We start from the raw sequence: 21033 nt of genomic DNA on the forward strand, positions 1-21033 counted from the left end.
TCGCCGCGAAGCTGACCCTTCGTAAAACATTTCTCTTCTGGTCTCCATCGGAGGCTCAGCTTCGCGGATGAGTCCGCGCATTTTAATTCCCCGCTCGTGCAGCGGCGAGACCGCCTCTTGTTTTTTGTGACGACCCGATGCGTCAGTATGCGATTACGGCTGCGCGTAATAAAAAAGCCGCCCTTAGCGGCGGCTTTTTAAATTATGAGAGTGTCTTGTATCAAAATCCCTGCTTATGCGGAATTTTGATGATCAATACCGGTTGTCAGGGCCGTTATCACGATCACCTTGGAAAGCGCGGAGCAGTTCGTCAGCGTTCATTTCCGCAGGTTTTTCAGGCGCCTGTTCAATATTGCCGGCAATAACGACTTCGTCTTCATCATCTTTCAGATCATCATCAAGCAGGACGCGCTGCAGACCAACAACAAGGCTTTCGCGAAGGTCATCAAGATTAAGCGTTTCGGCGGCAAGCTCACGCAAGGACACGACCGGGGTCTTGTCATTATCACGGTCAACCGTCAGCGCAGAGCCGGCAGAGATGTTGCGCGAACGGTGCGCGGCCAAAAGAACGAGATCAAAGCGGTTGTCGATTTTGTCGATGCAATCTTCTACGGTAACGCGGGCCATAAAGTCTCCAGTAAAAAAAAGGCGTGCAAGTGCATACACGCCGTATCAAGGCGCCGTATATAAAGCTGTGGATACAAATGCAAGCCTCGCAAGCTTTAGCTTATGCTATGACCTGCAAAAAGGCACGAAAAACGGGCATATTAACCTCTGCGTCCTTGAACCGCCCTGCACCGCACGCTTAACTTTACTGCTAATAGAAATGTGATTCGATTATGGATGATGAACCCCCAACAGAAGATATGTTCGGCGGCGAGGAAGATAAAAATAAAAATAAGGCCGAAGCTGCTTATTCCGGTAAAAATATCCGTGTCCTCAAAGGGCTGGAACCTGTCCGCCTGCGCCCGGGCATGTATATTGGCGGCACGGATGAGCGCGCTCTGCATCACCTCTTTGCCGAAGTCATTGACAATTCCATGGATGAAGCCGTCGCCGGACATGCCAGCCGTATTGAAGTTGATCTGAACGCCGAAGGCTACCTAACCGTAACCGATAACGGGCGCGGCATTCCCATTGATTCGCATCCCGACCCTGAATTCAAAGGGAAATCCACGCTCGAAGTGATCATGACAGAACTTCATTCCGGCGGTAAATTTGACAGTGACGCTTACGAGACTTCCGGCGGACTGCACGGCGTCGGCGTCTCTGTCGTCAATGCGCTGGCCGACCATTTAATTGTAGAAGTCGCGCGGTCCAAAGAAATCTACCGTCAGGAATTCTCGCGCGGCGTGCCGCAGGGCAAATTGGTCAAGATCGGTGATACGCCAAACCGGCGCGGCACAAAACTGAGCTTCCATCCTGATCCTGAGATTTTCGGGCCTAAAGCGCGGTTCAAGCCCGCTAGAATTTTTCGCATGGCGCGCGCCAAAGCCTATCTACAGCCCGGCGTGGAAATCCGCTGGTCGTGTGATCCGTCCTTGGTCGAAAAGCTTGACGCTGTTCCGTCAGAGGCTGTTTTTCACTTTCCGGGCGGGCTGGCAGATTTTCTAGCCGAAACCATGGGTAAAAAGGCCCGCGTCGTGCCTGAAATTTTTGCGGGGCGCACGGAGAAATCCAGCGGCCACGGACGCGTGGAATGGGCCGTGGCGTGGAGCCCGTCCGGGTTTGGGGAAGCCGACAGTCTTATCCGCTCTTATGCCAACACAGTCCCTACGGCAGGCGGCGGCACGCATGAAGCGGGCCTGCGTGCAGCGCTAACCAAAGGCCTTCGGGCCTATGCTGATCTGTCCGGCATGGGTAAAAAGGCCGGTATTGTGACGCCCGATGACGTCATGGGCAGCGCCGGCGCGCTGATTTCCGTCTTCATCTCTGAGCCCCAATTCCAAGGCCAGACCAAAGACCGTTTGTCTAATGCCGGAGTGACGCGCATCGTCGAAAACGCTGTGCGCGACCCGTTCGATATTTGGCTGGGCAGCCGTCCAAAAGAAGCGACGCAGCTTTTAGAATGGGTGATTGAGAAGGCGGAAGCGCGCATTAAACGCCGCAAACAGCGCGATATATCCCGCAAAAGCGCGACCAAGCGCCTTCGCTTGCCCGGCAAATTGGCGGACTGCTCCAATAAGGACGCGGCCGGCACTGAGCTTTTCATTGTCGAAGGTGACAGTGCGGGCGGAAGCGCGAAACAGGCGCGCAATCGCAAGACGCAGGCCATATTACCTCTGAAGGGTAAAATCCTCAATGTGGAGAGCGCGAGCGCTGATAAAATCTCGCGTAATGCCGAGATTAATGATCTGTCCACCGCGCTGGGCGTCGGCATTGGCAAAAAATTCGATATTGAAGATTTACGCTATGAGCGCGTGATCATTATGACCGATGCTGATGTGGACGGCGCGCATATTGCCGCCCTGCTGATTACATTTTTCTTCCGCTATATGCCCGAACTCCTTGAGCAAGGGCGGCTCTATATGGCTCTGCCGCCACTCTTTCGCATTACGCAGGGCGGTAAATCGATCTATGCTTCCGATGAGGCGCATAAAAACGAGCTCCTGGCAACAGAATTTGCCGGACGCGGAAAAATTGAAATTGGCCGGTTTAAAGGTCTGGGCGAAATGATGCCTGCGCAACTTAAAGAAACGACAATGAACCCGGAAAGTCGAACATTGGCGCGCATCACGGTGGACGAGGAAAATATGCCTTCGACCGAAGCGCTGGTTCAGACCCTGATGGGAAAGCGGGCTGATTTGCGCTATCAATTTATTCAGGACAATGCCGAATTTGTTGAAGATCTGGACGTATAATCTGCGCCTAATGTCGCCCTGACTGCACCTTAATCTTACATTCATCCAAAATATCGTTAACCCGCCGCAACCGCCTTCAAAGCACCTGTAATGGCGGCGCAATTTATTGGAGATTTTAATGCATAAATATATCATCAGCGCCGCGATTGCCGCGCTTGTTACCGCCCCTGCTTTTGGACAGGATGATGGCTGGAGCGGAGAAGCCAGCCTGTCGGGCAATGCGACAACCGGCAATACAGAGACGACCGATCTCGGCATTGGTTTGGCATTACAACGCCAGTCCGGGGTTTGGCGTAATAAATTTGATGCCACAGTGGATTATGGCACTGTCAATGATCAGGATACGAAAAACCGCCTCTTTCTCGGCTATCAACTGGACCGCGACATCAACGAACATGTATATGTTTTCGGAACCGGCGATTATTTCAAAGATGATTTCGGATCATACCAAAATGGCTATTTTGTCGGTGCCGGCGCAGGCTATCATGCGCTGAAAAGCGAGCCTACATTCTGGGATTTGGAAGCAGCGCTTGGGTATCGCAACCAAGAAACACGCGAAACCGGCATCTTTGGACAGCCCGGATATATCGATAGCGAGAGTGTCGGTGAAGCGGCCCTGCGCGGTTCGTCCGATTTTAAATATAATTTCAATGAGGCCGTAAGCTTTTACAACAAAACCGAAGTTATCACCTCATCATCGGACACGTATTTATGGAACGATATTGGGATTTCAGCTAATCTGATGGGTAATCTGTCGGCGAAATTCGGCTACCGCGTCGATTATCACACTGATGTTCCTGTCGGCGTCGAGCAGACTGATACAGTCACGCGTATCGCGCTGGTCTACGCAATTAATTAGGGTCTCGGCACACAGCTTAGTCCATCATCGCTTGGGAGGCGGGCAATCGCCTCCCATATAGACATCCCGCTTTCGGGGTGTCTCCAGTCCGGCGAAATCTGCGCCAGCGGAAACAAAACAAAAGCCCGGTCTGTCATGCGCGGATGGGGTAAAGTTAAATCGCCAGTTTTAAGTTGAAGACCGTTATAGTCGATAATATCCAAATCGATAACGCGCGGCGCATTTTTCTGTGACGCCTCGCGGCCCATTTCACGCTCAATGGATTTAAGCGTTTTCAGTAAGTCCTCCGGCAACAGATCGGTTTCGACTTTCCAGACCGCATTAACAAAATTCGGATAGCCCCGCCCCGATGGCCATGACGGACTTTGCCACAGCCGGCTTTTATGGGTTATTACAATACCTAACCGGCGCATTTGCCCGGCCGCATATTCAAAGCTCTGCGCAGGCGCGCGTGTCACACCTTTGATAAGGCTTGGCATATTGGCCCCGATTGCGATAAAGACAGACATATTTTTCGCTTTATATTTTAAAAATTATTAGAGGACAAAATGGCATTTTATACAGACGAGAAAATCGCCCTTTTTATTGACGGAGCCAATCTTTATTCCGCAGCAAAATCAATGGATTTTGATATTGATTACAAAAAGCTCCTTGACGTTTTTCGCTCCCGCGGACGATTGATCCGCGCCTATTATTACACAGCTACGATTGAGCGCGACGATTATTCTGCGCTTCGTCCCCTCCTCGATTGGCTCGACTATAACGGTTATCACGTTGTAACCAAGCCCGCCAAAGAATTTGTCGACCGCGAAGGCCGCAAGCGCACCAAAGGCAATATGGACATGGAAATGGCTGTCGACATGCTCGATATAGCAGACCATATAGATCACATTGTTTTGTTCTCCGGCGACGGAGATTTTCGCGCCATTGTTAAAGCGGTTCAAGCCAAGGGCTGCCGCGTTACCGTGGTGAGCAGCCAAAAAACAAAGCCGCCCATGCTCGCCGATGAGCTGCGCCGGCAAGCTGATAATATCATCGATATGGCCGATATGGCCGATATGGTCGGCCGCGCCCGCCGCGCCCATGGCGACTTGCCAATGGTCGAGCCTGATGATGACGATTATCATGAATAATGCCGCCTTTACCGAGCCCCCGCGTAATTGTGCCCGGTGTCCGCGCCTGCGCGCGTTTTTGCTGGATCTGCGCGCGCAGTATCCGGATTGGCATAATGCGCCTGTCCCGAGTTTTGGTGACCCAGAGGCCGCGCTTTTGATCATCGGTCTTGCGCCGGGCATGCAGGGCGCAAACCGCACGGGCCGTCCTTTTACCGGCGACTGGGCGGGCGATCTGCTTTATGCGGCGATAAATGAATATGGATTTAGTGAAGGCACATACGGCGCCGAACCCGATGATGGGCTCCGACTAACCGGTGCAATGATCACCAATGCCGTGCGCTGCTTACCGCCGCAAAACAAACCCGTCGGCGCGGAGATCAATACATGTCGTCCGTTTTTGGTCGATCAGATAGAGGCAATGCGCAGCCTGAAAGCCTTATTATGTTTGGGCAAGATTTCCCATGACAGCACGATCCGTGCATTTGGACTTCGTCTGAAAGATTATCCCTTCGGGCATCACGTCATATATGATTTGCCAAACGGGCTGAGGCTTTATTCAAGCTATCATTGCTCGCGATACAACACGAATACGAAGCGATTGACCGAAGACATGTTCTACGGCGTTTTCACAGATATCAGGGCGTATTTAAAACGTTAGCCCGCGCGGGTACGTTCCCCGCGCTCATGCGTTTCCTGCGCTTCAATGGACAGAGTCGCAATCGGACGTGCATCAAGACGTTTGACATCAATCTCGTCGCCGGTCTCTTCGCAAAGACCATATGTACCATGTTCTATTTTGCGCAGCGCTTTGTCGATCTTGTTGATAAGCTTACGCTGGCGATCCCGCGAGCGCAGCTCCAAATGCCGGTCAGCAGTCGCAGACGCACGGTCCAGACTGTCCGGATGGGACATGCTGTCCTCTTTGAGCGAGCTCATCGTGTCTTGTGTTTGCGTAAGTATATCGGCTTTCCATTCCAGAAGTTTCTGGCGGAAATATTCGCGCTGAACAGGGTTCATAAACGCTTCATCTGCCGTTGGCGCATAGCCTTCGGGAACAGTAACACTATTTGTATTCGCAGCCGTCATGATCTACCCCATCAATGCGTCTCTCTCGAGGGCGCATTAGCGGTGAGAATCGATTTTAACAACTGATTTCTGCAGTCATACAGCGCGGCCTGCCCGCTATACACTACAAGATGATTGAAACCGCGCAATCCCGCCGCTATGAGCGCGAAGAAATTAATACAGGACGTTATTATGGGTTTTCAAAGTACAGACAGCTATATTGCCTCGCGCGATTTACAAGTTGCGGTTAACGCGGCTATCGCACTGGAACGGCCGCTTCTGATTAAAGGCGAACCCGGAACCGGAAAGACCGTTCTGGCCCATGAAATCGCGAAGTCTCTAGATACGGATTTGCTGCAATGGCACGTTAAATCGACCACAAAAGCGCAGCAGGGTTTATATGAATATGACGCCGTCGCGCGCCTCCGCGATAGCCAGTTGGGTGATGGTAAAGTCCACGACATCAAAAACTATATCAAGCGTGGCAAATTGTGGGACGCCTTCACTCACGCAAAACGTCCTGTCCTGCTCATTGACGAAATTGATAAAGCCGATATCGAATTTCCTAACGACCTTCTTCAAGAACTCGACCGGATGGAGTTTAATGTTTACGAGACCGGAGAGACGGTCACATCGGTCCACCGCCCCGTCATTATAATCACATCCAATAATGAAAAAGACCTGCCCGACGCGTTTTTGCGCCGCTGCTTTTTTCACTACATCCAGTTTCCCGATGAAGAGACGATGAAACAAATCGTCGATGTGCATTTCCCTAATATCAAATCGCGATTATTGTCTGCGGCAATGAAGCGGTTTTTCGATATTCGCTCAATGCCCGGACTGAAGAAAAAGCCGTCAACGTCAGAACTGCTCGACTGGCTCAAGCTCTTGATGATCGAAGATATTGACCCCGAAACACTGCGCGAAAACGATACGAAAAAATCCATTCCGCCGCTTCATGGCGCGCTGCTCAAGAATGAAGCTGACGTACATTTGTTTGAAAGGCTGGCGTTTTTAACGCGGCGTGAAGGCTAACCCGGCTTATCAAAATGCCAGACCGAGGGAACGGCGGCGAGGCGGTCTTTATAATAGCCCTGAAAGCCAGGCAGTTTAATGCGGTTCAGGAAGCTGGAATAGGTTAGGTAACTGACGACGAAGCGTAGATCCTTGGCCCATCTCGGCATATATCTCGGTGTCTCGATCAGTTTGTTGTCGATAAGTTCGGCAATGGCGGGCACGTCTTCGAGATCCATTTTGCCAACAAACAAAACGCGGATTAGATCTGCGCGGTTCAGAGAGACGACACTGCGCAGGAAATTATGCACGCGTAAAAGCCCGTTCAGATAGACGAGATCTTTGGTAAATGGTGCCCCGCCCGTCAGAACGCCGCCGCGAAAGACGCGACGCGTATTTTCAAATGATTCTTCGCGGTCACCCGTCTGGCCGATAAAAAAGCGGTAGACTTCAATAAAATCCGCGCCCTCAGCGGCCATATCGATAGCAATGACGCGGTCGGCGAGACGGCGAAAGCGTTTCGGGTCCATCGTGCCGGCAATCATTTCGGCAAAAACAGCCAGGCCTTCCTGGATTTGCGTCGTACCCATATGAGAGCTGCCGAGAATTGGAAAATGGTTTTGCGTTTTACCGTTAAGAGCGGTTGCCGTGTGAATTAAAGCTTCATGTTGCAAAAGTTGCCGGACATCCATTTGCGTAAATTGCGCATCATCACGCACGCGGATTCGCCGCGAACTTGCGGTGGCCTTAGCAGACAGGCTTTTAGACAGCTCGATATTCGGGGCATCTTCGCCAAAATATTTTGCGACTTTGGGTTCAAGCTCGGCAGCGAACTGCCGTGCTGTTAAAGCATCGTCCGCGCCTTCAAGCACAAGGTTTTCAAATTCCAGATCGCGCAGGGTCTCATCAATGTGTCGGGCCAGTTCAATGACCTGCGTTTTCCCGTCCAGCATTAGCATTTGCGGCGTTCCGAATAAGGTTGAAGAATGCGTGTAAAAAGCCCGAGTTTCGCGCGCATCCAGCATTTCAGCTTGGGTTTTCAGAACGCCGTGAATGCGCCTTAACCACTCCATAACAGGCGCATCTCCATCCAGCATTACGCCGGCATCTTGAAGATGCTGTCTGGCAGGGGCCGTATCCACATCGGGATAAGTCACGACGGGCATTTTTGTGCCATTCGCTGCTAGAAAAGCTTCCCTGACCTCTCCAGGCCATGCGACCGATTTTAAAACGCGTAAATCCTTCGCAGCCTCATAGAGATGAGCCGCAATATCCTGCTCGTTATGAAACGACTTACTCATGTCAGGCTTCAAGTACGACGCGGTAACGGGCCTTGCCGGATTTCAGGCGCGCCAAAGCATCGTTGACATCGTCCATCGCAAAGACCTCAGTCTCAGGCAAAATATCATGACGGGCGCAAAATTCGAGCATTTTTGTAATCATGGCCGGCGAGCCAGTATCGCTACCGCCCACAGCCTTCTGCCCTGTGATCAGTTGCCCTGCGCGAACCTCCATCGGTTTCATGACCATACCGACTGTGATCAGGCGGCCGCGCGGGGCCAGCGCGCCGATATATTGTCCCCATGGCAAATCGACATTAACGGTCGAAATCACGGCGTCATATGTGCCGCGCAACGCTTTTAGCGCGCCCTCATCGCGTGTGTTAACGACTTTATGCGCGCCCAGCTCTTTAAGCTCAGCCTCTTTATCCATGCTGGTCGTAAAAGCTGTGACTTCGCATCCCCAAGCCGCTAGAAATTTGACGGCCAAATGTCCGAGACCACCAATACCGATAACGCCGACTTTGTCGGTGGGCTGTATACCGTAATCAACGATCGGCGTGAACACAGTCACGCCGCCGCAAAATAAAGGTCCGGCTTTCAGCGCGTCCAGCCCGTCAGGAAGCTTAATCGCCCACGCGGCCTGCGCCCGCACTTTGTCCGCAAAGCCGCCATGATGACCGACAATCGTCGCTTGGGAATTGCGGCAATGGTGTTGCGAGCCTGACATGCAGGTTTGGCAGCTTAGGCAAGAGCCTGACATCCATCCGATGCCGACCGTATCACCAGGCTTAATATGGGTTACGCCATCGCCGACAGACTCAACAGTGCCTATAATTTCATGGCCTGGAACCAGTGGATATTGCGCATTGCGCCATTCATTTTCAATCATTGACACATCAGAGTGACAAATCCCGCAGCTTGTGACTTTAACATCGACTTCGCCTGCGCTGAGCGCATCCAGTTCATATTCAAAAGGCTTGAGTTCGTCTCCGGCTTTCATTGCAGCCCACGCTTTTACTGTGCTCATAATACTCTCCGTTTGGATTTATGTGCCCTGTCGAAGCAGCCTTGGCCAGCGATCTTTTGTTTGGCAGAGTTATTGGTGAAGTTAGCCTAATCGTAATGGTCTAAACGGTTGCACCCCGCATCCGCGCCGCGTAGGTTCGCGCGAAATTTAACGCGGGATTCCCGCAGGGCCGACATGCCTGCGCTAATATTTGACTGAGGACGATATGGTCGATTTCATCAACGAAGTTGAAGAAGAACTTCGCAAGGACCAGTATAATGAATTACTGCGCAAATGGGGGCCGTATCTGGCCGCCGCTGCGGTTTTGCTTGTATTGGGCGCGGCGCTGTATGAATTCATGGATTACCGCAATGATCGCGCAGCTAAATCGGCATCAATTTCTTACTTCGCCGCTTATGAGAAATATGATGCGGGCAATCTGGACGCCGCGCAAAGTGACTTTCTGGCCATTAGTGAAGCCGCCCGCCCGGGCTATGCCGGACTATCCTTAATGCAGGCTGCAGGTATCGCGCTTGAAAAGGGTGATTCCGAGAAAGCTGTAGAGCTGCTTGATCAAGCCGCCGACACATTTTCCGATCCACGCCACGTACATCTTGCGCGCTTAAAGGCCGGATATATATTAATGGATCAGGGCCGCTATGACGAAGCCAATAATCGTATTGAGCCTCTCCTTGCGGGTGATTCGCCCTATGAGCATTTGGCGCAGGAGCTTGCCGCTTTTGCAGCCCTTGAACAAGGCGATCTGCGTACGGCGCGGTCTAAATTTGCGCTATTATCCCGCGGCGTTGATGTCACGCCTGGCGTGCAAACCCGCGCCGAACAGATGATGGCGATTACGCCGTCTTTGCAAAGTGATGCAGAAGAAACGCCCGCCAAGGACGCGGCCACCAATTCCGACACACAAATTGAGACGACGCAGGATATTGAGGCGCCAGTTCCCGCCAGTCCGGCCGATAATAAACCGACCGAAGATTAACCCGACGTCACGACGACAGGATATATAATGACACAGACCCATTTCTCCCGCGCGCTTCTGGCCTCGGTGTTCGCGATAACCCTGACGGGCTGCTCTACAATTGGCGGCGTTGGCGATCGTATCAGCGATTTAAACCCGTTCTCAAAGAACGGGTCTACGGACTCATCGCAAGGCGACATCCCGGAAGAATCTGAACGTATTACTATCCTGTCCTTATCTGACAGTCTTGAAGTCGGCTCAGATCTCGCCCCTGCCGATATTGTCTTGCCTCAACCTTATATAAATTCAGACTGGGCTCAACCCGGCGGCAATCCCGCGCATGTGATGGGCGTTACAGCCTCTGGCGCAAACCTGACCCGCGCATGGAAAAAAAGCATTGGCAAAGGCAGCTCTAAAAAAGGCCGCGTTGTTGCAACACCGGTCATTGCCAATGGCGTTATATATACAATGGACGCCAACAATACCGTTAGAGCGGCAAATACATCCGACGGCTCTAAAATCTGGGACTACAAAATTACGGTAGATCTTGGCGAAGCAACACGCAGTCGTGATACGGGATTTAAAGGTCGTCTGGCTAATCCGCGCGGATTTTTTGGCGGCGGACGTAGCGGTGTGGATCGCGAATCAATTGGCGGCGGTGTTGCATATGACGGTGGCCGGATTTATGCTTCCTCAGGTTATGGTGTGATGAGCGCGCTGGATGCACGCACGGGCGCCAAAATCTGGGACCGCGGCACGGAGACTCCTCTACACAGCGCCCCGACAGTCTCAGATGGACGCGTTTTTGCGATCACGGATGATAATGAGATTTTTGCTTTTGACGCTGATAACGGCGAAATTCTCTGGACCTATCAGGGTATTATCGAGACTGCGCGTATGCTGACCTCACCCAGCCCGGCCGTCATTGACGATGTGGTTCTAGCACCCTTTGCATCCGGCGAAATTGTAGCCCTTCGCGCGCAAAACGGTACTGTCTTGTGGCAGGACGCACTTTCGTCCGCCGGGAAACTCACCCCGCTCTCAAGCCTGAACGACATAAGCGCAGGCCCGGCAGTCGCTGACGGTTACGTCATTGCAACAGCCCAGTCCGGCGCGATGAGCGCATTTGACCTTCGTACAGGTCAACGCATATGGAACCAACCCGCAGGCGCGCTCGGCTATCCGCTGATGGCCGGAGACTTTATCTATACTGTGACGACAGATGCCCAAATTGTGTGCCTGTCCAGAGCGGACGGTAAAGTCGTGTGGCTGACGCAATTAGAGACCTATGAAAAGCCCAAGAAGAAAAAGGGTAAAATCAGCTGGGTCGGACCGATCTTTACCGGCGGACGCTTGTTCACCGCCAGCTCGCACGGACAGGCCGCCGAGATTGATCCAAGAACAGGAGCCGTTTTGCGCAGCTATGACATTGGCGATTCTATATTTGTACAGCCCGTTATCGCCGGGCAGACCGTTTATCTGCTTAATGATGATGCGGATCTGATCGCGCTGCGTTAAGGCCCGCCTTATGGCCCGCAAAACAAAAAAACAGCGTCTGTCTGACAGACTCCAAAAAGATTTTGACGATCTAGATGCTACTATCGCTGATGGTGGTCAAGAAGTCGAAGAAGCCGAAATCCGCCTGCCGAAAATTGCGGTCATCGGACGGCCTAATGTCGGCAAATCCACAATCTTTAACCGTCTGGCAGGGCGACAGCTTGCTATCGTCAATGACACGCCCGGCGTCACCCGGGACCGTAAAGAGACCCATGCGCGTTTACGCCGCCAAGACGTCACTTTGATCGACACCGCCGGGTTTGAAGACATGCACGGCGAAACGTTGGAAGCGCGTATGCGGGCTCAGACAGAAATGGCCATATCTGAATCAGACATTTGCTTGTTCGTCTACGATGCACGGTTGGGCGTTACCGCGCTTGACGCGACTTTTGCCGACTATGTGCGCCGGATGAACAGATCGGTTATTCTGGTAGCCAATAAATGCGAAAGCCCCCGCGCATCTGCCGCCGGTGCCGGCGAAGGCTACGGCCTCGGCCTCGGCGAGCCCGTCGAAGTCTCCGCAGAACATAATATCGGCTTTGACGAGCTTGACGACCGCCTCGCTAAAGCCCTTGAAAATTTTGAATTCTATGCGCCTGAAACGCCTGAGGGCGAAGATGAAGAAGAAGCCGGCCCCTCGCCCATTCGAATCGCGGTTGTCGGCCGTCCGAATGCCGGTAAATCCACTCTGATTAATACATTGATTGGTAAAGACCGTCTGGTGACAGGTCCTGAAGCCGGGGTAACGCGCGATACTATTTCGATTGATTGGGAATGGAACGGCCATCCGGTCAAACTCCACGACACAGCCGGAATGCGCAAAAAGGCCAAGGTACAAGAGACGCTTGAAAAAATGAGTGTTAACGAGACGCTTCGGGCCATAAAGTTTGCACAGGTTGTCATCTTGCTGATGGACGCCAACAGCCCGTTCGATAAACAGGATTTACAAATTGCGGATTTCTGCGAGCGTGAAGGCCGCGGCATGATTATCGCTGTGACGAAATGGGATTTAATCGAGAATAAGTCAGCTTTGGCCAAATCGCTTCGCGAGCAAACCACGCGCTTGCTGCCGCAAATCAAAGGCGTTCCAATATTGTTTTTCTCCGGCCTGACGGGTCGGCATGTAGATCGTATCCTGCCGGCTGTTATAAACGTCATGGAAAACTGGTCAGTTAAAGTGAAGACATCCGACCTCAATAACTGGTTAATTGAGCGCGTTGCCAAGCATCCGCCACCCACTAAAAACGGACGCCCGGTCAAGCCGCGTTATATCGCCCAGACGAAAGCGCGTCCGCCGACCTTTATCCTAAAGACAAGCCGTGAGGCCGCGCTACCTGAGAGCTATAAACGGTATTTAATCAATGGATTACGAGAGGATTTTGATCTTCCCGGCGTCCCGATCCGCATGACAGTCAGGGCGGGTAATAACCCTTACACCTAATCTGTAAGTAAATGCCGCATATCCCTTTAAATTACTGATACAATCCCTAGGTAAAGGGCATCATGCCGGATGATAGCGCTTCAGCGTTTCGGCGAGCACAATTTCAACTCTATTATACGGAGACCACATGAGAACCCATGTTCCTAATGTTACATTTAAAACCCGCGTCCGCGACGAGTCTGTTGGCGGCGACAATCCTTTTAACTGGAAAGACCTCAGCACAGATGAGCTCTTTAGCGGCAAAACTGTCGTTTTATTTGCCCTTCCCGGTGCTTTCACACCGACCTGTTCGACCAGCCATCTTCCGCGTTATGAGGCCCTTTACGATGACTTTAAAGATGCCGGTGTAGACGAAGTTGTCTGCCTGTCCGTGAATGATGCCTTTGTCATGCACCAATGGGGCGTTTCCCAAGGCCGCAAAAATGTATTCCTGCTTCCGGACGGAAGCGGTCGGTTTACCCGCAAAATGGGTATGCTGGTTGATAAAGACAATCTGGGCTTCGGTTATCGCAGCTGGCGCTATTCTATGCTTGTGCGTGACGGCAAGATCGAGAAAATGTTTATCGAAGCTGATTTCGGTGATAATTGCCCCACGGATCCGTTTGAAGTCTCCGATGCGGATACGATGCTGAATTATATTCGCGGCGAAGCGGCATCAAAGGAAAAAGTAGCTTAAATCAGCTGCGCAATGCCGCCAGTGTCTGGCGGTATTCCCACCGTGAAATACGGTGATTGACCGCTTCAATCCAGCTTTGGATATCCTGAACAGCGACGGTTCGCGCCGTCGCTGTTGCATTTTTGCCTGTCAGTAATTCAGCGTTTTCGCATACATCGGCCAGACCGCAGGCCCCGACCGCGCGCGCCGTGCCTTTGAGCGTATGGGCGATGCTGATCCAAGTTTCATCATCCGCTTTGGCATCCAGAGCTTTGCACCACATATCTGTTTGATGACGGAACAGCCCAAAGACCTCGGCCGTTAAAGCCGTGTCATCGCCCACATATTGGCGAAGGTGCTTAAAGTTAATCGCGGTATCGGGGCTAATCTGTAACATAGTTAATGTATATAAATATAAATCCCAACAAAAGATGAACAAGCGGCTCAGACGCCTTTCAGATAAGCCCGTATAAGACGGAGAGGCTCACAGAAGGAAAGGAGCCCGCCATGTTTAACTTCACTCCCACAGGTCTTACAGCGGGTAACGCTTTGAAAGGCGTCGCCGCAGCTGCACTACTCTCTACATTCGGCGTCGGCGTGGCTTCGGCCACACCCGCAAATATGTCTCTCAAAGAAACAGCCAATGTACAAAGCTCGCAGACTGGCATCGTTCTTACGGCGCAAGTCTCCCCGGATCGCCGCAGTGACCGACGCTCAGACCGCCGCGAACGCCGCCGTAATGAGCGCGCAACTGACCGCCGCCGTGATGACCACAGAGTAGAGCGTAGACGCGAACGCCGTGTTGAACGCAGCCACGATGATCACAGCACAGAGCGTCGACGCGACCGCCGCGTTGAACGTCGACATGATCGTCGTGAGGACGCCCGTCAACACCGCCGTGCAGAACAGCGCCGCGCTGCAAGACAACACCGCCGTGTAGAACGTCGCCAAGATGCCCGTCAGCACCGCCGTATCGAACAGCGACGCCATGTCCGTCAGGCTCAGAGTCAACACGCACGGCGTTATGCGCACCGTAATAACCATCATGTGAATGGACGTCGCGGTTACCGGTCCGACTATCGCAGCCGTCTGGGTGTCAGCTTTAACTTCGGAACACCGGGCTATTCGGCTTATCGCTGGGCACCAAGCGCCTACAGCTTCTACCGTCCTACTTATGGATCATATGCCTCTTATCAGAGCCGGACGAGTTGTCAGCGCGTCTTGATTGAGAGTCGGCACTACGATCATATGGATGTCGTGAGCGTCAAAGAATGTTATAATCCATGGGACGGTTATTATGTCGTCCAGGGCAGCGAGCGCTTCGTCGACAGCCACCACTAGCCGTAATTATGACCGCTCCCGATAGTCTGTCGGGGGCGGTTTTTTATGGCCATAGCCTCCATATTTAATTAAGCTTGGCCTTCGGGCGTCAGGATGCTCAATATTAATCGGGGGACCTATGACAGGCCAAAGCACAATATCACCAATTCAAGCCTATTTCGCGCAAGCTCTGCGCGGCAAGTCGACATGGCCATATTGGTTGTTCGGCCTGTTTTTTGCGGGTGGTGTTTTCGCATTAGGACAACTTCTTGTCGCGCTTCCAATGATGTCATATTTGATGCCGCCTGAAGCGGCCGCCATCTCGCCTGCAGCAGTTATGATCGGTATGCTGGTCGTTACATTTATAGTCGCTTTGGTTATTACCGTTCCGATGCTGCTGTTTTTCTTAGGGGAGCGGGCATCACCTGAAAGCCGTAAAGTACTTCATATAGTTGGCGGAATAATTGCAGCGCTGGTGGCGATTGTGGGTATTTTCTCAGTTGTCGCCGGAAGTGGTGACGGCGCGGAAAGTCAGGATATACTTTCTGCGGCCATATCGTCATCGCCGTTTTTCTATTCCTTACTTCTTATTTCGTTCATTCCGATGATCCTTGGTGTGTTCGCCGCCGTTAAATTTGTTCACCGTAGACCAATAAAATCACTATTAACCGCTCATACCCATTTCAGATGGGGCCGTTTATTTCAAACAATGCTCGTCTTTTGGGTCATTGCTGCAGCGTTAGGGTTCGCTACGCATTTTCTAGGCCTCTCGGACTATGAATATGTCTTTGATCCATCGCGATTCGCGATTTACGCCCTCATCTCGCTTCTGTTCATCCCCCTGCAATCGGCTGCGGAAGAAATCCTGCTGCGCGGTTATTTAAACCAAGGCCTTGGCAAATACATTAAGAACCCCTGGATTGTCTTTGTCATCACCTCTGCCGGCTTTATGGCGCTGCATCTGGGCAATCCTGAAGCCGCCAAGGGTGCGGAAAACGGGACATTTGTTTTAACAATGGGGAGCTATTTCGCTTTCGGAATGATTGCTTGTATCCTGACCTATATGGATGGCGGACTTGAAAGCGCGATCGGCATGCATGTCGCCAACAACCTCTTTGCTTCGACCATGATGGGCTATGATGACAGCGTATTACCCACGCCGACAGTATTTAACACGACGCTGGATCCATCCAAGGACATGATTCTATTGGTTCTTTCCATGGCCCTAATGCTATTTATTCTGTGGAAATGGCGCAAACCGCTACAGCCCGACTTGCCCACTTCAGCGGATTTGGCTGATGAGCATGTGCAAGCAGAGGTCTTTAGTTAGTCTTGAATTTGATTAGGTAAATCCTTGTTAAGCCAAACGTTCTACCCTGCCCAGACAAGGGGAATTATGGCAGCCGCGTTGAAAAGATCCGTTCCGGCCATATTTGTCTGGGCTGTCATGATGGTGGCCGGCTCGATAAAATCCGCCCCCATACTCCTGCAAGGCGGCTTGCCCGGGAATGACGATTATATGCGCCTCGCCGTTGTTCGCGATTGGCTCGGCGGACAATCTTTCTGGGATATGAACCAGTACCGGCTCTTTCCGCCGGATCCGTTGCAATCCCATTGGTCCCGCATTCCGGATATTTTTATTGGCGGTCTGATTAAGCTGTTCACCCCCATTTTCGGCGCGCCGGGCGCAGAACTCGCTGCTGTCGTCATTTATCCGGCTATTTTACTTCTGATCATGCTGTTATTGGTGACGGCTATTGCGCGGCATCTGTCGAAAAGTGAATGGATGCCGCTTAGCGCCGCGTTGATGGCAGGCATGTGTTTTCCGCTGTTTAATCAATTTATGCCGGGCCGTATCGACCATCACGGCTTGCAAATCATTCTCGCCCTCGGCGCGGCTTTGTCATTAATTGTTTCGAGCACCCGTCCCCGTTTCGCCGCATTATCCGGCGCGCTCTGCGCAATCAGTCTCTCGCTTGGTATTGAGGCCCTGCCCTATGTGATCGCCTTGTGCGGCGCAGTGGGTATGAACTGGGCTATGGGGGAAGATCGGAATGGACGCGCGATGAGCCTGTTTGGCGGCGCAATGCTGGCGGGTATAGCGGTCTGCCTCGCATTGTCACGACCGGCAAGTTTATGGTTTGCGCCCGTCTGTGACGCTCTGTCTTCGGTCTATCTGCTTCTTGGCGCAGCTATTGCGATGGCCATGTTCGGATGCAGCCTGTTCAGTAATCGAGTAATAGGATTTGCAAAGCGGCTGGGAACCGTAAGCGCTGCGGGACTCGCCGCACTTGTTGTTACAATTGCAGTGTTCCCGCAATGTCTTGGCGGCCCTTACGCTGAGCTTGACCCGCTTTTGCAGAGCGTCTGGCTGTCCAATGTCGCCGAAGCTATGCCGTTTTTGACTTATGCGCCTACAGATTTAGTCACGGCGAGCGCACTCATCATTCTTCCGATACTTGCACTGCTCAGCTTAAAGTTCCGACCCGATGATACAAAACCGCCGCGCAGTATAATTTCATCGCCTGCAGAGCGTTTGCTCTGGATTGTGGTGATCATCACGTTTCTTGCGGGACTTATACAATTACGGCTGATGACATTTGTTGGCGCCTTTGCCGCGCCGCTCGCAGCGCTCGCTATGTGCTGGGCTGTCGGAAAAGCCGACCACATAACTGGAGATATCAAACGCGCCTTCGTTAGGGTTGGCGCAATATTTCTCTTCTCCCCGATATTTATACCACTAATTTTGACGGCGGTCGCGCCATCTAACATCACTGACGACTCCCAAAAGCAGATTGAAATATCCGACGCAACGTCCGCAAATCCGGTGCCCTCAAGCCTTCTGACTTGCCAATCCCCACTCTGGCTCAAAAAATTAAATGCGCTACCCGCAGGTTTCGCGCTCACACAGATTGACCTCGGCGCGCCTATGTTAGTGGCCACCCATCACAGCGTCAGCTCCGCGCCCTATCACCGTAATGAGGCGGGTAATTTGGCCGCGTTAAAGGTCTTTGCCGGATCACCGGATAATGCACGCACCCTCGTTACGAATATAGGCGCAGACTATATTATCGCGTGCAAAGAGTTCCCGGAGACGCGGATGATACGCCAAATTGCGCCAAATGGCCTGCTTTCACAGATCGAAGCCGGAAATATACCCGACTGGCTAATCCGCGTCGATATGGGGAAAGATTACCCGATGCGCGTCTACCGGATCAGCAATTAACCGAGCATTTTGCGGCCTTGATCCGTGATACGGCAAACCAACCAATCCGGTTTCATTGGATTAGCAAACCACCGTTCAGCCAGGCCTTTATCGAGGCAGGCGCGTATTACCCGCGCAGGTATCTCTTGTCCGTTCTGGTCAAAAATTGGTAATTTTCCCCCGGCTTGATGATTTCCCATCGCCAGATATGCGCGCTCTGCGCCGTTAATCTGTGTCATAAATCCCCCACCATTAGGCAGTCCATAAGCTAAATATCGCATTTGCGAGCCTTTGGCGATACGGTGTCTATGCACCCTTCCCCCCGAGGCAAAGACAATCTAAAAGAAAAAAACGATTATTTACTTAATCTGTTCGCAAGGCTTTATTTACAATTATGGCGGCGGTTAGTGTAGCCAGGGGACGCTATGTCAAATATTTCAGCAAAGATTACTTCCATCGAACCGGATGTGAAGCCGGTCAAAAATACGACTAAATCCACTATGGCGGCGCTACCGGGTGATGTGAAAAGACTACCCAAAGCGAAATCGCATGGCGTTTGGATTGCGGGCTGGCTGGCCGCGCTTCTTTGGATAGGCGCAGTGGGCGCAGCGTATTACTTCGCTAACATGAACGGCGCACAGACGTCGACTGCGACCAGCTTCGAGCAGCTTAGCTTCATTGCTCTGGCCTTCATCCCGGCAGCTCTGATTTTTGCCATTTGCTTTCTAATTTCCAGTTTTGGAAAATTAGCTTCGCAGACACAAAGTCTCGTCAGAGCGGCTGATGAGATAAGCCGCCCGGACGCGGCGGCGCAGAGCCGCGCGACCAGTCTCGCCTCTGCGGTGCGCAGCCAGATCATTTCGGTGGATAGCGAACTTAGCGCAGCCATGGAAAGTCTTGCAGGGATGGAGAATGTTTTGCGCGCACATACCGATGCGCTGACCGCCTCTCATGTCGAAGCCAAAACGCAAACCCTAACTATGGACGAGCGCCTGACGGAGCAGCGTACGGCTTTGAAATCGCTCACAGGCAGCTTTGACGAACGCATGGCCTCATTATCAAATATGCTAACCGAGCATAATGAGAGGCTGTCCAGTTCGACTCATGTGGCCGAGCAGAAAATACAAGAGGCCCGCGTCAGCGTGGAAGGCGCTGCGGCTAAGATAAATGCCAGTTCCGAGATCGTGCGCAGTAATGCCTTATCTGCCTCTGAAACATTGTCCGATAGCCAGATCAAGATCGCCAAATTAGGCGAGGATATTCGCCAGCAGGCCGAGCGCCTCGGCGAGCTTAATTCAAGCCACGCTGATGATATGAAGACTCTTCTATCGCAGCTTCGCGATGAGCAGCAGGAAATGGAAGCCAGTATTGAAGACCGCTTGTCGCGTCTTCGCGATATGTCGCTTTCGGCCAAGGTGAGCACGGAGAGCCTGAATAGTGCCAGCGAGGCCGGACGGCAAACAGTCGAGGCTTTGGCGCAATCTGCCAAGCTCGCCGATGACGCGGTTAAGAAGCGCTTTGCGGATATGGAAGATATGGTGCGCTATTCGAATTCGCGCGCCGAGAGTATTAGCGACCGCGCGGCTAAACGTGTGCGCGACAGTCTGGCTCTCACGCGTTTGGAAATCGGCCGTATCGAAGATGATATGCACGCTCTTGAAGCCCGTATGTCCCGCCGCGCCGCAGGTGAGCCGGAGGAGCTGGTTGTTGAAAGCCGTGCAGCGACAGGATGGCGCAAAAACCTTTTGCGCTTTCGTCCTCTGACCGGCCAGTCCCCGATTGAGGATATTGAAGCCGAAGAAACTGCCATGACTGAAATGGCTTCAGATCAGTCTAATGAGGGGGCGCAGGATATAGCCCCTATACCCCGGACCGCGCCCGCATCGGAGCCTTCGCCTGCACCTTTATCACCCAGACCTGCTGCGTCAGCCTCCGAGCCGGAGCCGGATATAGCAGATAGTATCGCCGCAATCCGCCGCACACCAGAGCCGCAGATTAAGCCTCAGAGCAAGACTCAAACCGTCGTACCGACTGATATGCTGGATCTGTCTCCCAAACAGGAAAAGGATCCGGACACCCTGGACATAGCGCAGCCTGAAGATGCATCTCAATCAGCGTCGCCAGATCTGACTTTAGATATTGAAGAGCACCCTATATTGTCTATTCCCGACACAAATGCCGATGTGCTCTCACCGGTCATAAGCCAGCCTGCGCTAAACAATCTGCGACGCAAGGCCAAAGCTAAATCGGGGTGGAGCTGGCGCGGGTTTTTAGGAGGTATCGACAATGATGACAACGCCCTTCAACCGTCCGACACCCCAGTACTAACATTTGACCAAATCAAAGCGGAAATTATTTCGAGGCTGTCCTCTATAGGACTTTCGCCCAATAGCGTCGTTGATGAAGGCTGCGTGATCGAGGCGGTCAACACACGCCGGTTTAAGGGTGCGGCTGAAATGCGAAACGTCGTCACGCTTAGGCTTCCAAGCGAAATTGGATATTTAAAAAAGGCGTTTGCGACTGACGAGAATTTTCGTAACCAAGCCGAAGACTTCGCACAACGCTATTACCAGTTATTGACGGGCGGTGCAGATGATCGTGAAAGCCTGCGCGAGACGCTCCAAACTGTGGAGGGCCGCGCCTTTATTCTCTGTGACACTGCGTTAGGCTAAAGAA

General features: G+C 52.4%; 20 protein-coding genes. 13 read left to right on the plus strand and 7 right to left on the minus strand.

Annotated elements, in window-relative coordinates; translation table 11 throughout:
• Positions 1–252 precede the first annotated feature (252 nt).
• On the minus strand, positions 253–627 hold the full coding sequence (gene rpoZ / locus H142_RS17240) for a DNA-directed RNA polymerase subunit omega (RefSeq protein ID WP_017930753.1): 375 nt from the start codon (positions 625–627) through the stop codon (positions 253–255).
• Positions 628–839: 212 nt separating this feature from the next.
• Between rpoZ and parE the strand changes: the two genes are divergently transcribed.
• Together parE and H142_RS0103700 are read left to right on the plus strand one after the other, a co-directional pair.
• A complete protein-coding gene (gene parE, locus H142_RS0103695; RefSeq protein WP_017930754.1) occupies positions 840–2861 on the plus strand; it encodes a DNA topoisomerase IV subunit B in 2022 nt (673 codons plus the stop codon).
• A 118-nt stretch (positions 2862–2979) separates the two neighbouring features.
• Positions 2980–3720, plus strand: a complete 741-nt coding sequence (locus H142_RS0103700; RefSeq protein ID WP_017930755.1) for a DUF481 domain-containing protein — start codon at positions 2980–2982, stop codon at positions 3718–3720.
• Here H142_RS0103700 and folK read toward each other — a convergent pair.
• Positions 3717–4229, minus strand: coding sequence for a 2-amino-4-hydroxy-6-hydroxymethyldihydropteridine diphosphokinase (folK, locus tag H142_RS0103705; protein ID WP_017930756.1), 513 nt, complete (start codon positions 4227–4229; stop codon positions 3717–3719). The two genes, H142_RS0103700 and folK, sit on opposite strands and share 4 nt — an antisense overlap.
• A 39-nt stretch (positions 4230–4268) precedes the next feature.
• On the opposite strand from folK, the gene H142_RS0103710 reads away from it, so the two are divergent.
• Complete coding sequence (locus tag H142_RS0103710) at positions 4269–4853, plus strand: LabA-like NYN domain-containing protein (RefSeq protein WP_017930757.1); 585 nt, start codon at positions 4269–4271, stop codon at positions 4851–4853.
• Positions 4831–5493, plus strand: a complete 663-nt coding sequence (locus H142_RS0103715; RefSeq protein ID WP_017930758.1) for a uracil-DNA glycosylase — start codon at positions 4831–4833, stop codon at positions 5491–5493. Before H142_RS0103710 ends, H142_RS0103715 begins: the two co-directional genes overlap by 23 nt.
• Here H142_RS0103715 and dksA read toward each other — a convergent pair.
• Entirely contained in the window at positions 5490–5921 is a 432-nt protein-coding gene (dksA, locus tag H142_RS0103720; RefSeq protein ID WP_017930759.1) for an RNA polymerase-binding protein DksA, read from the minus strand. The two genes, H142_RS0103715 and dksA, sit on opposite strands and share 4 nt — an antisense overlap.
• A gap of 171 nt (positions 5922–6092) precedes the next feature.
• On the opposite strand from dksA, the gene H142_RS0103725 reads away from it, so the two are divergent.
• A complete protein-coding gene (locus H142_RS0103725) occupies positions 6093–6935 on the plus strand; it encodes an AAA family ATPase (protein WP_026147768.1) in 843 nt (280 codons plus the stop codon).
• Here the strand turns inward: H142_RS0103725 and H142_RS0103730 are convergent.
• Together H142_RS0103730 and ahr are read right to left on the minus strand one after the other, a co-directional pair.
• Positions 6932–8215 (minus strand): flavohemoglobin expression-modulating QEGLA motif protein, encoded by a 1284-nt coding sequence (locus tag H142_RS0103730; RefSeq protein WP_017930761.1) that lies wholly within the window; start codon positions 8213–8215, stop codon positions 6932–6934. The genes H142_RS0103725 and H142_RS0103730 overlap by 4 nt on opposite strands.
• A 1-nt stretch (position 8216) precedes the next feature.
• The gene (ahr, locus tag H142_RS0103735) at positions 8217–9224 is read right to left on the minus strand and encodes an NADPH-dependent aldehyde reductase Ahr (RefSeq protein ID WP_026147769.1); all 1008 of its coding nucleotides are present in this window, start codon (positions 9222–9224) and stop codon (positions 8217–8219) included.
• Between the two features lie 205 nt (positions 9225–9429).
• Between ahr and H142_RS0103740 the strand changes: the two genes are divergently transcribed.
• The 4 genes from H142_RS0103740 (at position 9430) to H142_RS0103755 (ending at position 13853) form a co-directional block, all read left to right on the plus strand.
• Complete coding sequence (locus tag H142_RS0103740) at positions 9430–10200, plus strand: tetratricopeptide repeat protein (RefSeq protein WP_017930763.1); 771 nt, start codon at positions 9430–9432, stop codon at positions 10198–10200.
• A gap of 27 nt (positions 10201–10227) precedes the next feature.
• On the plus strand, positions 10228–11697 hold the full coding sequence (locus H142_RS0103745; protein WP_017930764.1) for an outer membrane protein assembly factor BamB family protein: 1470 nt from the start codon (positions 10228–10230) through the stop codon (positions 11695–11697).
• 10 nt (positions 11698–11707) lie between these two features.
• On the plus strand, positions 11708–13177 hold the full coding sequence (gene der, locus H142_RS0103750) for a ribosome biogenesis GTPase Der (protein WP_017930765.1): 1470 nt from the start codon (positions 11708–11710) through the stop codon (positions 13175–13177).
• A 127-nt stretch (positions 13178–13304) separates the two neighbouring features.
• Positions 13305–13853: a peroxiredoxin gene (locus H142_RS0103755; RefSeq protein ID WP_017930766.1), complete on the plus strand. Its 549-nt coding sequence runs from the start codon at positions 13305–13307 to the stop codon at positions 13851–13853.
• A 1-nt stretch (position 13854) separates the two neighbouring features.
• On the opposite strand, the gene H142_RS16090 is transcribed toward H142_RS0103755, so the two are convergent.
• A complete protein-coding gene (locus tag H142_RS16090) occupies positions 13855–14229 on the minus strand; it encodes an Hpt domain-containing protein (RefSeq protein WP_156811876.1) in 375 nt (124 codons plus the stop codon).
• A 110-nt stretch (positions 14230–14339) separates the two neighbouring features.
• Between H142_RS16090 and H142_RS16095 the strand changes: the two genes are divergently transcribed.
• From H142_RS16095 to H142_RS0103775, 3 genes are all read left to right on the plus strand, one after another.
• Positions 14340–15173, plus strand: a complete 834-nt coding sequence (locus H142_RS16095) for a hypothetical protein (protein ID WP_017930768.1) — start codon at positions 14340–14342, stop codon at positions 15171–15173.
• 118 nt (positions 15174–15291) lie between these two features.
• Complete coding sequence (locus tag H142_RS0103770; protein ID WP_017930769.1) at positions 15292–16482, plus strand: CPBP family intramembrane glutamic endopeptidase; 1191 nt, start codon at positions 15292–15294, stop codon at positions 16480–16482.
• Between the two features lie 66 nt (positions 16483–16548).
• Positions 16549–18378, plus strand: a complete 1830-nt coding sequence (locus H142_RS0103775) for a hypothetical protein (RefSeq protein ID WP_017930770.1) — start codon at positions 16549–16551, stop codon at positions 18376–18378.
• Here H142_RS0103775 and H142_RS14205 read toward each other — a convergent pair.
• The gene (locus H142_RS14205; protein ID WP_033314953.1) at positions 18375–18596 is read right to left on the minus strand and encodes a hypothetical protein; all 222 of its coding nucleotides are present in this window, start codon (positions 18594–18596) and stop codon (positions 18375–18377) included. The two genes, H142_RS0103775 and H142_RS14205, sit on opposite strands and share 4 nt — an antisense overlap.
• Before the next feature lie 186 nt (positions 18597–18782).
• Between H142_RS14205 and H142_RS0103785 the strand changes: the two genes are divergently transcribed.
• Entirely contained in the window at positions 18783–21029 is a 2247-nt protein-coding gene (locus tag H142_RS0103785; protein ID WP_017930772.1) for a phenylalanine--tRNA ligase subunit alpha, read from the plus strand.
• Positions 21030–21033: the final 4 nt, after the last annotated feature.

This window comes from Robiginitomaculum antarcticum DSM 21748 (genome assembly GCF_000365025.1).
Lineage (GTDB): Bacteria > Pseudomonadota > Alphaproteobacteria > Caulobacterales > Maricaulaceae > Robiginitomaculum > Robiginitomaculum antarcticum.